We start from the raw sequence: 10930 nt of genomic DNA, 5'->3' as shown, positions 1-10930 counted from the left end.
TCAAATAAAGTTGTTAATAATTGCCAAAAAGATTCACTTCCCGGAAACTGTTTTTGGCGTTCTTCTTGCCATTTTTCCGCATCACGCCACACATTAATAGGTGTAGACTCTCCTGGAAGATATACCGCACAAGCTGGGTCACAAGGTGTAGCTGCGGGTAATTCTATATTTAATTCCGAGAAAATGCGGTGATGAATTCCCCCAGGTTCTAAACCTGCAACTTGGGTCGCACCAACATCAAAGGTAAATCCTTGACGTTTAAAAGTGGAAGCACAACCACCGGGAACTATTGCTTGATCAAGTACAAGGAGATTATAACCTTTATTGGATAATAATGCACCTGCCGTAATTCCACCTATACCCGCACCAATGACAATCACACGGGATTGATTTTTTCTATCAGATAAATTTGACATAATTCTTAATATTACTAATTATTAGTTTACAATAAAAAATTTATTTATTGCTAACAAGTTAGTTTAAAAGCAATTAATTTATATTTAGCGCATTTATATTTATACAAATCAAGCAAACAGTTTACACTTACAAATATTTGATTTTTGACTTATACTAGTTTTGACAGTATTTATACTGTTAATAAATTCAGCAATAACCAGGAGTTTATGAGCAATAGTTTACAAATCTCAGAAATAGCGATTTCTATCGCCGCTAAAAATCTAAATCCCGCAGTTTTAAACCCAGATTTTCTCAAATATACGGGAATTATTCCTACTGATTGGGAATTAGCAAATCAACCAGTGTACAATAACAATTTAGTGCAGTTGGTTTATAAAAATGGTGTGGGAATTATTGTTCAACCGAACCGACTAAATGTCTTAGAGATGATAGGACCGAAAACTCCAGTAGAGATTCAAGTAGCAGCAGTTGCGAGTCAATTAATAGAAAAGTTATCTCAAATAGAGTATCAAGCAGTGGGAATTAACCCCAAAGGATTTGTCGGTTTTCCATCAGAAACGGATGCTTATCAATATATATGTGGTAAGCTTTTATCTCCTGGTTCGTGGCAAGAATTTGGGGGGAGTAAAGTCAATGCTTCTTTGGAGTTAAGTTACCCCTTAAAGCGCGGAGTTTTGAATTTAGCTATTAATCAAGTAAATGTTCAATTTGGGGAACAGGTAACACCAGCAATTTTATTTTCTGGTAACTTAAGTTATCCCCTATTAGGTAACAACAACACCGAAAAAGTCCAGGACTTACAACAAGTAATTGGTAACTGGCAAAATGATGTCAAAACCTTCCAGAAATTGCTAGGGGAGAAATTTTTGCTATTATCTTCTTCTGAACAAGCAATCAGTGGTTCGGTGTTTTTGAATTGAGTTAATTTAGTGTAGAGACATTTCTACATTTCTGATTTTGCGATTTCATAGGTTGGGCATTTTGCCTAACCTAATTATACAAGTTTAATCTCAACTACCCTAGTTATATAAATATTTTCTGATTAATATACCATTAGTTAAATGATCCTAATCTTGCTATTTTTATAGTTATCAAAACAAAAACACAAAAATATGATATAATTAGGAGTGATCTTGGTGATTCATAAGTAATCCTATAAAATTAATTAGAAAAAAGGACAATATGTTAGAGACAAAAGTTTCTTTTAATAATCTTGGAGTCATTAAACAAGGGAATTTAGAATTAAATGATTTTACGTTACTCTGCGGTGCTAATAATACAGGTAAAACTTATGTGATGTATTCTTTATATGCTTTACTTGATCAGCGTTTTGAAGTGAATTTTAATTTTGTAGTGAATCTTGTTAGACAATTAAGTCAAGAGACAGTCTGCCAATACAATATTCAAAATTTGATCCGCGATAATTATGATAATATTTTAGAAGAGATAACACAAGGAATTAAGAACCATTTACCAAATTTGTTCGGGGTTGAATCGGATGAAGTTAGGCAAACTCAAATTAAATTAAAACTTGATATTGATTTAATTTTAGCCAATATAACTAATCATCCTTGGCAAAGTCGTGTAAGTCTCAGCAATAAAGAATCAGACTGGTTTTTAGATATTCAAAAACCTGAAAATGATACCAATGTAACTTTTACAATGCGAGATGATAAAAGTATTCCGCATAACTTATTGACAGAGTTGATTTCGGGTCAGATCACTAGGTTAATTTTTAGCAAAAAGAAGCAAAATTGTTTTCTAATTCCTGCTGAACGGGGTGGACTCAATTTATTTTTTAAAGAGCTATCGAGTATTCGTAACCGTCTCCTGCATCATGCACAGAAGGATAAGATTAGTCCAATGGAAGTTTTAAAAGATATTATTAAATCTCGTTATGCAGAACCAATTTCTGATTATATTGAGTTTTTGAATGACTTGACTAATACTAAAAAGCGAAAAAGTGATTATCAAATACAAGCACAAGACATTCAAAAAAACATTATTAATGGTAAATATCAAATAGATCGTTATGGGGATATATTTTTCTTACCTTATCGAAGTAACAATAAAAAAATGCCTTTACATTTTACTTCATCTACGGTCAAAACTCTATTTAGTTTAGTTTTCTATTTAGAACATCTGGCTCAACCAGGAGATTATTTAATGATTGACGAACCAGAATTAAGCTTACATCCAGATAATCAACGAAATTTAGCGAGAGTATTGGCAAAATTGGTCAATAATGGTGTTAAAGTAGTATTGAGTACCCATAGTCCCTATTTTGTCCGTGAATTAAATAATCTGATGATGTTGAATAAATCTTTTATAAAAGCTAGTGAATTGCGTCAGCGTTATGGTTATGAACCTGGGGAGTCTTTAAACCCTGAAAAAGTGTCCGCTTATCTATTTGATCAAAAAACTATCAAGGAGATGGAAATTGATCCCAATGAAGGTATTATTGCAGAAACATTTGATAATGTAATTAATAATCTTAATCAGTCTTCCAACGATATTTACTATGCTTCTCAAGAAGAGGAAGATTGAGATAATGAGTGATAATTTAATTAATCAAGTAAAACTTGCAATTAAACAAGATTTTCATTTAGTTGCAGATGATTTGACTCTTTTAATTGAAGAAAAACAACCAGATGCACAATGTAAGTTTGTAAAGATAAAGTTAAAAAAATCAATAGATTGTTTTGGTTTTTCTCTAGATAAAGATAAGGGACAAGGAAACAATGATCCTGTATATCCTTTTTTTAATTCTCAATGTCAAGGTATTTGTTCTAAAAATGATGGAATTTTATTTTTACAAAAGTCAAATAAGGTTTATGTTTTGTTGATAGAAATGAAATCTACAAATCCCAAAGGTTACTTACAACAATTAAAAGCGGCTAAAAGTTTTGTTCATTTTGTCTTACAACGGATTAAAATTTTTAACGATCAAATCAATACGGAAGTTGAATTTAGAGGATTATTATTTTCATGTCGTCGCATACCAAATGAGGGAACAACTAAAAAACAAAAAATTACATTTGAAGATAGAAACGGTTTGTTAGTTTCGGAAAATCCAGGTAATGATACTTACTACATACAACAATTTTTAGAAAAAATAGATTAGGTTTTGGTCAAAATCCCCAATTCCTCTTAAAATCTTTCCCAGGTTTACAGCATCAAGAAAGTTGTAATATAGAAGAAGTAACATAGCTGAAAACACCATAAGCAATGACATCAACTCTGGCAAAATTTCCCCGTCTTAATGCACCCACCTTGCACCATTTACCTAATGGTTTGACTATTATTGCCGAACAAATGCCAATAGACGCGGTTAATCTTGATTTATGGGTAAAAACCGGTTCTGCAATGGAATCTGATGCTATTAATGGTATGGCTCACTTTTTAGAACATATTGTTTTTAAGGGTACACAAAAACTAATTAGTGGTGAGTTTGAACGTCGCATTGAAGAGCGCGGTGCTGTCACTAATGCTGCTACCAGCCAAGATTATACCCATTATTATATCACAACTGCACCTAAAGATTTTGCTGAATTAGCACCTTTACAAATAGATGTTGTCTGTAATCCTAGTATTCCTGATGATGCTTTTGAACGGGAAAGATTGGTAGTTTTAGAAGAAATTAGACGTTCTGAAGATAACCCCGGACGACGCATTTATCGTCACGCAATGGAAACCGCTTTTGATACTTTACCCTATCGTCGTCCAGTCCTTGGACCGGCTGAGGTTATTTCTGAAGTCAAACCCCAACAAATGCGAGATTTTCATAGTTATTGGTATCAACCTCAGTCAATGACAGCGGTAGCTGTGGGTAATTTACCAGTAGAGGAATTAATAGAAATTATCGCGGCAGAATTTAGTAAAAATCAACGACAAACAATAAACGAATTAATAGAAATACCTGTAATTCCTGAACCTGCATTTACAGAAATTGTGCGTCGAGAATTTGTTGATGAAACTCTCCAACAAGCGAGATTAATAATGATTTGGCGAGTACCGGGATTAAAAGAATTAAATGAAACTTATGCACTTGATATTATAGCCGGAATTTTAGGACAGGTCAGAACATCTAGATTAGTCCATGATTTACGGGAAGAACGAGAGTTAGTATCTTCAATTTCTGTTAGTAATATGAGTAATTTATGGCAAGGTGTATTTTCAATTTCCGCTAAATGTAATGTAGAAAATTTAGCCGCTGTAGAAGAAGCGAACTGCTTGCAGCAGCGCTTCGCTATCGCTCAACATCTTCGCATATTACAAACAGAATTTATCAAAGAATCAGAAATTTACCGTGTGCGAAAACGAGTTACTAATCGCTTTATTTTTGGTAATGAAACGCCAAGCGATTCCTACGGAGCGCTTCGCTATCGCGCCGGATTATATGGTTATTATCAGTCTTTAATTGGTGATTTAGAACCAGCTTTTAATTATCCCCAACTTATGCACGCACAGGAAGCAACTGATTTAATCCAAGCAGCGAAAAATTATCTTTCCCCAGATGCTTATGGTATCGTTATTGTCAAACCTGTTTAGTCATTGGTAATCTATTCTTAACAACCAACAACCGACAATTAACAAACAATCAAAGAACTATGACCTGGCCAGAAATTGATCATCATATTAGTCAAATCACTGGAGAAAAATTTGTCAGTAATCAGCATTTATCTATTAGTGGTGGATGTATTAACCAAAGTTATGCCATTAGCAATAGTAAAATAACCTACTTTGTCAAACTTAACCAACCCTCCCAACAGTCAATGTTTACAGCAGAAATGCTGGGTTTACAACAAATCTATAATACTGGAACTATCCGCGTTCCTAAACCTCTTTGTTGGGGAATTACAGGAACTTCCAGTTATATTGTATTAGAATGGCTAGAAATGACCAATGGTAATCATCAATCTTGGTCAGAAATGGGACGGAAATTAGCAGCCATGCACAAAATTACCACTAACAAAGGTTTTGGCTGGGATATAAATAACACCATTGGCGCTACACCTCAAATTAATAATTTCCATGCTTCCTGGCCAGAATTTTATACTCAAAACCGTTTAAGCTATCAATTTCAACTCGCCAAAAAACGCGGTGGAAATTTTCCCCTTGCAGCTAAATTATTAGTAGCTATTCCCCAATTATTCGCAGATTATCAAGTTCAACCGTCTTTAGTTCATGGAGATTTATGGGGTGGAAATGTAGGTTTTACTATGGAAAATGAACCTGTTATTTTTGATCCTGCAACTTATTTTGGAGATAGGGAGGTTGATATAGCTATGACAGAATTATTTGGAGGTTTTCCGTCAGCTTTTTATCAAGGTTATCAAGAGGTATTTCCCTTAGATCAAGGATATGAAAACAGGAAAACACTCTATAATCTGTATCAGATTTTGAATCATTTTAACTTATTTGGTGGTAGTTATAGTTCTCAAGCTAATCGGATGATTGAGAAAATTTTACTGAAATTGTAGAATTTTAGATAAATCCCGTTCACTTTATATCTAACAATCCTGCTTCTTTTAATTTCGGGTTAAAGCGGATTTGTGTTTTCAGTCCCCGCGCTTCTAGAATTGCCAAAATTTCTTCTTCAACACGCCGTGCTACAGTTTTTAAGACTTTGCTTTTCTCTAATTCATCAATACCTATATTATGATAATTTTCTTTTTCTTCTGGTGTCATTGATTCTTTAACATCTATAGGATTAGTCCATTTTTGCTTAAAAATGGCTTTGGTAATGGAATTATCAGCATTTTCACTAATCCAAACACTTTCAATACTTTCTAAAATTGTGCGGTTAGGACGTTCTATGGTTTGCACTTTCACCCAATAACAGTTTTGAGGTTGACGGACTAAATGCTGTTTTAAACTCAGATAAATATCACGGGAATAGCCAATAAATTGAAGATTTTTATCTTGATTAAAAATAGCATAAACTCCGATTTTTCCTTGAAAATCTGCTATTAATTCACCATGATCATCAATATAAGGATAGTAGTTAAGACTGGCTAAGGTTGGTAGACTGATTTCTGTTGTCATAAATGAATTAAAAATCTACTGATAACAATGATAAATTAGCTAATTTTGGTTTTTAGGTACAGGGAATAGGGAATCTATTACCAAGGGCAACCACGGGGGGATTACCCTTGGGCAACCACAGGGGGATTACCGTTAGGCAACCACGGGGGGATTACCCCTACCTGTCGTCATCGTTTTCCCCAAAATCATCGTCAAAATCATCATCATCTGCATCATCATCTTCCATAATGAGGTCGCTAATTTCATCAACAATTAGGTCATCATCCTCATCATCATCTAACATTAGACGTTCTCCCCGGCCAAAAAGATTGGAACTGCTGTTACTAAAGCCCTCTTCTCCCATTCCGGGTGCGTCCAAATTATAGAGTTTAGCCGTGCGGTCATCCAAAACCATATCCAATGAATCATCAACTTCGTCTAATACCCCATCTCCATGTCCCCCAAAACCCATATCTGTCACATAGTCATCAATTACTCCTACTTCCTCAAAAGTGTTATAACCAGTACCAGCAGGAATCAAACGCCCAATAATTACATTTTCCTTCAAGCCGCGCAGCCAGTCAGACTTACCTTCAATGGCTGCCTCGGTTAATACTCTTGTAGTTTCTTGGAAGGAAGCGGCAGAAATAAAACTATCCGTATTGAGTGATGCTTTTGTAATCCCTAGCAACATGGGCGTATATTGCGCCCTTGCACCACCAGTAATAGACATCGCCTCATTCACCTGTTCCACCTGCCGTAATTCCACTAACTCGCCAGGCAACATAGTCGTATCCCCACCATCATCAATCCGCACCTTATTCGTCATCTGGCGCACAATCACCTCAATGTGTTTATCAGCAATCTCAATCCCTTGAGACTGATACACCATTTGTACTTCGTTGACTAAGAAAGTTTGTACCTTTTGCAAAGCCAGACTAGCACAGGCATAAACACCATCCTCTGACCCCAAACTAAAGAATAGCTCTAAAATTTCATGGGGATTAGAAGGTCCATCAGTCAAAGGTTGACCAGCTACCACCCGCGCCCCGTCGGGAACAATCAGGTTTTGCCCAGGTCCTAGGGGGTAATCCGTTACCGTGCCATTAGCCTCCATGATTTTAATGGAGTAGGCTTCACGGGAAATAGATGTCACCTCATCACCATCCCCATAAATCACCCTTACCTCACCAGGACGACGAGCTAAAATACAAGCTTCTTTGGGTTTACGGGCTTCTAAAAGTTCCTCAATCCGGGGTAACCCTTGGATAATATCCCCTGTTTTCGCCCGTTCAAACACCAATAACACCAAATTATCTCCCCGTTGTACCAAATCCCCGTCCTCTACCTGTAATACCGCTCCTGGACTCACCCGATAAGGACGACCAACGCGAAGAGTAATGGTGTAGGCTGAATTGTCATTAGTCAGTTGTCCGTTGTCCGTTGTCCGTTGTTCTTTGTTAATTGTCTCAAGACCACTGATCATTGACCCCTGGCCACTGACCACTGACGATTGACCATTGACTACATCCACAACCTGCCCAGACTCGGTAGCAAATACTCCAGGGGCAATTTCGCTGCCTTCAACTACCAAGTCTCCCGCCTTCACACCCGGTAGTTCATTAGTAGTCACCTTAATCAAATCATGCGATCGCAAAACCAAACAACGGCGTACGGTTTCCGCGCCCTGTTGCACACCCCGGACTATTCCCCCCTCTTTACACAATATCTTTGTCCGGGCTACCACTGCACCAGGAGCTATGGTATCGCCATCAGCAACTTCTAGATTAGTTTGGGTACTGCCCTGGGTAGCATCCGCCGCAATGTCTCGACGCATGACCAAGGACTCTAGAATCACCAACTGTAACCGCTGAATTTCCTCATTTTCCCCATCAGGAATCAATTCAATATCCGCCGCCAAAGGAGAACCACCATGCTCTGTTTCCGTTGCCTGTTCAATTTCTAACACTATTTGTGTCCGCAGCAGTTCCACACCCTCCACAGACTTCACCCGCTCCGAATCTTTATAAGAAATCCGTTGCACCGCCCTCAGTTGAATTGATCGCCCCGTGAGACAATTAATGGAAGTAGTAGAAGGTACATCTGGAGTCGTCGGTACATCAAACTCCACTACCGGACGACTTAATAAAGCCGGTCCTTCTGGTGTTTCCACGTATTGGATATAACGCAATTCCGTCGCCGTCATTCCTTGCAACTCTTCCCCCGGTTGCAAAAAAGTATTATCATGAGCGATCGCTGCTTCAGGATCATCTACCATCAACAACTCACCGGGTTTAATCACTATTTCCCGAAGAATATCGTTCTTTTGCGTAATTTCTATCACACCGCCAGTCTGACAAAAGATGTCCTTAACTACTTCTGTACCTGGTTCTACCAATTGACCATCTTCTACCAACAGTAGAGAAATATCCTTATTCACCTCATGGGTTTCCTCTGGTATCCATAGCAGCGTTCCGCCCTGAACCACCTCATAACCCAGTTTAGCCTTACCCTTTTTCTGAACCTCTATACCGGCAAACTTCAAGAAACCGCCCGTAGTTGTCCGGTAACGATCATCAATCAATTCCGCCACCACCTGACCATTCAGTACCTTAGTACCTGGAGTAGCCCGCAGGTTAAACTCTTGGTTATTAGAGGCAATCCCCCCGTGGTTGCCGGTGGTAATTAAATAGCTATTGCGCCCTTGGGAACTCTGAACCGTTACCGCAGCTTCATCCAAAACCACAGAAGCAGTAATGATTTCTACCTCCCTCGTTGCCTTTTCCGGGGTTGTTTCTGGCAATCGCACAACACCACCGTGAACAGTTGTGAGTTTAGTTTCCGCCAATACTCCATTAGTAGCAACCGCATCACCATTTTTCACCACCAACTCCGCCCCCGGTGGCAAATTATAAACATCACCTGAGAGAATCCAAATCAATCCCCCCCTAGATGCGGTAGTAGTAGTATTACCTTGACGGTCTACCTTTTGTTCTGCTACAACTTCTGCAAACCTCACCTCACCAGCCAAATCAGAAGCCACATCTTTAACAGCTTTCTCTGTATTGGTTCTAGTAGTCTTACCACCTAGAGCTACTTCTGCAATTAAGTGATTTACTAATACTTGTTCTCCATTATGAACATAGAGAGTTGAACCTTGAGTAACCGTTATTTCCTGACTTTTCTGATCCCAATGTTTTTTATCCCCTTCAATAATTAAAGTTCCATCTGTCTCTACATATAAAGCGTCTTCACCATGACGGGTACGGTGGGGACGGGTTTTTAAATTACGAGGAATTTTTACCACCCCTGACACCTGAGAGCGCACCTGTTGAGCAACTTCTCCCGTAAATACTCCCCCGGTGTGGAAAGTCCGCATCGTTAACTGTGTACCCGGTTCACCGATACTCTGGGCAGCAATAATTCCTACCGCTTCACCCAAATCTACCATTTTCGCGTGTGCCAGACTCCAACCGTAGCAATGTTGACAAACAGACCGCGCCGCTTCACAGGTCAAAGGACTACGGACTATCACCTCCTTTACCCCCGCCTTTTGAATAGCGATCGCTAAATCATCATCAATCGGTGTATTCCGAGGTGCGATAACTTCCCCACTCACCGGGTCAATCACATCCTCAGCTACCACCCTACCCATCAACCGTGACGCTAACTTAATTAACGTTTTGTTACCCTCAGTCATGGCGCGAATAGCCAGCCCCTTCGTCGTTCCGCAGTCAATCTCGCGGACAATCACATCCTGGGAAACATCCACCAATCGGCGAGTTAAATAACCAGAGTCAGCAGTCCGCAGCGCCGTGTCTACCAGTCCCTTCCGCGCTCCATAACTAGAAATAATATACTCCGTAACGGTCAAACCTTCCCGGAAATTGGTTTTAATTGGTAAATCAATAATTTCTCCTTGGGGGTCCGCCATTAGTCCCCGCATACCCACCAACTGCCGCACCTGAGAAATATTTCCCCGCGCACCAGAAAAAGCCATCATGTAAACAGAGTTTAAAGGATTGGTTTTTTTGAAGTGAGTAACAACCTCATCTTTCAAAGACTCCGACGTACTATTCCAAGTATCAATCACCTTTTGGAAACGTTCTACTTCCGTAATTTCTCCCCGTTGATAACGTTCTTCTGTGGCTAGAATTTCCGTTTCTGCCGCTTCCAGCAATTCCTTTTTTGAAGGCGGAATCATTAAATCATCAACGCTGATAGATACCCCCGCCTTAGTCGCATAGCGAAAGCCCAAATCCTTGAGCTTATCAGCCATTACCGCCGTCCGCGCCGTTCCATAGTGGGTAAACGCCCAAGAAATCAAATCTCTCAGTTTACCCTTATTAACCACAAGATTGCGAAAAACTGCTTTAGTTGCCATAATTTTGTCCGTTGTCCTTTGTCAGTTGTCAGTTGTCAGTTGTCCGTTGTCCGTTGTCCGTTGTCCTTTGTCCGTTGTCAGTTGTCCGTTGTCCGTTGTCCT

8 protein-coding genes are annotated in these 10930 nt (G+C 38.9%); 5 read left to right on the top strand and 3 right to left on the bottom strand.

Annotated elements, in window-relative coordinates; translation table 11 throughout:
• The coding region (locus tag ACIR310F_RS27125; RefSeq protein ID WP_231387611.1) for an NAD(P)-binding protein at positions 1 to 416 on the bottom strand (416 nt) is incomplete at its 3' end.
• Positions 417 to 623: 207 nt separating this feature from the next.
• Here ACIR310F_RS27125 and ACIR310F_RS0119220 point away from each other — a divergent pair.
• From ACIR310F_RS0119220 to ACIR310F_RS0119200, 5 genes are all read left to right on the top strand, one after another.
• Positions 624 to 1337 (top strand): hypothetical protein, encoded by a 714-nt coding sequence (locus ACIR310F_RS0119220; RefSeq protein ID WP_028085224.1) that lies wholly within the window; start codon positions 624 to 626, stop codon positions 1335 to 1337.
• Between the two features lie 262 nt (positions 1338 to 1599).
• The gene (locus ACIR310F_RS0119215; protein WP_028085223.1) at positions 1600 to 2964 is read left to right on the top strand and encodes an AAA family ATPase; all 1365 of its coding nucleotides are present in this window, start codon (positions 1600 to 1602) and stop codon (positions 2962 to 2964) included.
• A gap of 4 nt (positions 2965 to 2968) precedes the next feature.
• On the top strand, positions 2969 to 3541 hold the full coding sequence (locus tag ACIR310F_RS0119210) for a hypothetical protein (RefSeq protein ID WP_028085222.1): 573 nt from the start codon (positions 2969 to 2971) through the stop codon (positions 3539 to 3541).
• A gap of 104 nt (positions 3542 to 3645) precedes the next feature.
• Complete coding sequence (locus ACIR310F_RS0119205; RefSeq protein WP_028085221.1) at positions 3646 to 4968, top strand: M16 family metallopeptidase; 1323 nt, start codon at positions 3646 to 3648, stop codon at positions 4966 to 4968.
• 59 nt (positions 4969 to 5027) lie between these two features.
• Positions 5028 to 5900 (top strand): fructosamine kinase family protein, encoded by an 873-nt coding sequence (locus ACIR310F_RS0119200; RefSeq protein ID WP_028085220.1) that lies wholly within the window; start codon positions 5028 to 5030, stop codon positions 5898 to 5900.
• 19 nt (positions 5901 to 5919) lie between these two features.
• On the opposite strand, the gene ACIR310F_RS0119195 is transcribed toward ACIR310F_RS0119200, so the two are convergent.
• Both ACIR310F_RS0119195 and ACIR310F_RS0119190 read right to left on the bottom strand, forming a co-directional pair.
• Positions 5920 to 6465 carry a GIY-YIG nuclease family protein gene (locus ACIR310F_RS0119195; protein WP_028085219.1) on the bottom strand — a complete coding sequence of 182 codons (546 nt, stop codon included), beginning with the start codon at positions 6463 to 6465 and terminating at the stop codon, positions 5920 to 5922.
• Between the two features lie 157 nt (positions 6466 to 6622).
• On the bottom strand, positions 6623 to 10828 hold the full coding sequence (locus ACIR310F_RS0119190) for a DNA-directed RNA polymerase subunit beta'' (RefSeq protein WP_028085218.1): 4206 nt from the start codon (positions 10826 to 10828) through the stop codon (positions 6623 to 6625).
• Between the last annotated feature and the right edge of the window lie 102 nt (positions 10829 to 10930).

This window comes from Dolichospermum circinale AWQC310F (assembly GCF_000426925.1).
Taxonomy (GTDB): domain Bacteria; phylum Cyanobacteriota; class Cyanobacteriia; order Cyanobacteriales; family Nostocaceae; genus Dolichospermum; species Dolichospermum circinale.
Note: the sequence above shows the minus strand (reverse complement) of the source record. Positions and strands in the feature narration are given on the sequence as shown.

Bases quoted from the DNA above. Each gene is read 5' to 3' on its own strand.
- ACIR310F_RS0119205 (WP_028085221.1), top strand. From the start codon at position 3,646: ATGACATCAACTCTGGCAAAATTTCCCCGTCTTAATGCACCCACCTTG.
- ACIR310F_RS0119190 (WP_028085218.1), bottom strand. From the start codon at position 10,828: ATGGCAACTAAAGCAGTTTTTCGCAATCTTGTGGTTAATAAGGGTAAA.
- ACIR310F_RS0119195 (WP_028085219.1), bottom strand. From the start codon at position 6,465: ATGACAACAGAAATCAGTCTACCAACCTTAGCCAGTCTTAACTACTAT.
- ACIR310F_RS0119215 (WP_028085223.1), top strand. From the start codon at position 1,600: ATGTTAGAGACAAAAGTTTCTTTTAATAATCTTGGAGTCATTAAACAA.
- ACIR310F_RS0119220 (WP_028085224.1), top strand. From the start codon at position 624: ATGAGCAATAGTTTACAAATCTCAGAAATAGCGATTTCTATCGCCGCT.
- ACIR310F_RS0119200 (WP_028085220.1), top strand. From the start codon at position 5,028: ATGACCTGGCCAGAAATTGATCATCATATTAGTCAAATCACTGGAGAA.
- ACIR310F_RS0119210 (WP_028085222.1), top strand. From the start codon at position 2,969: ATGAGTGATAATTTAATTAATCAAGTAAAACTTGCAATTAAACAAGAT.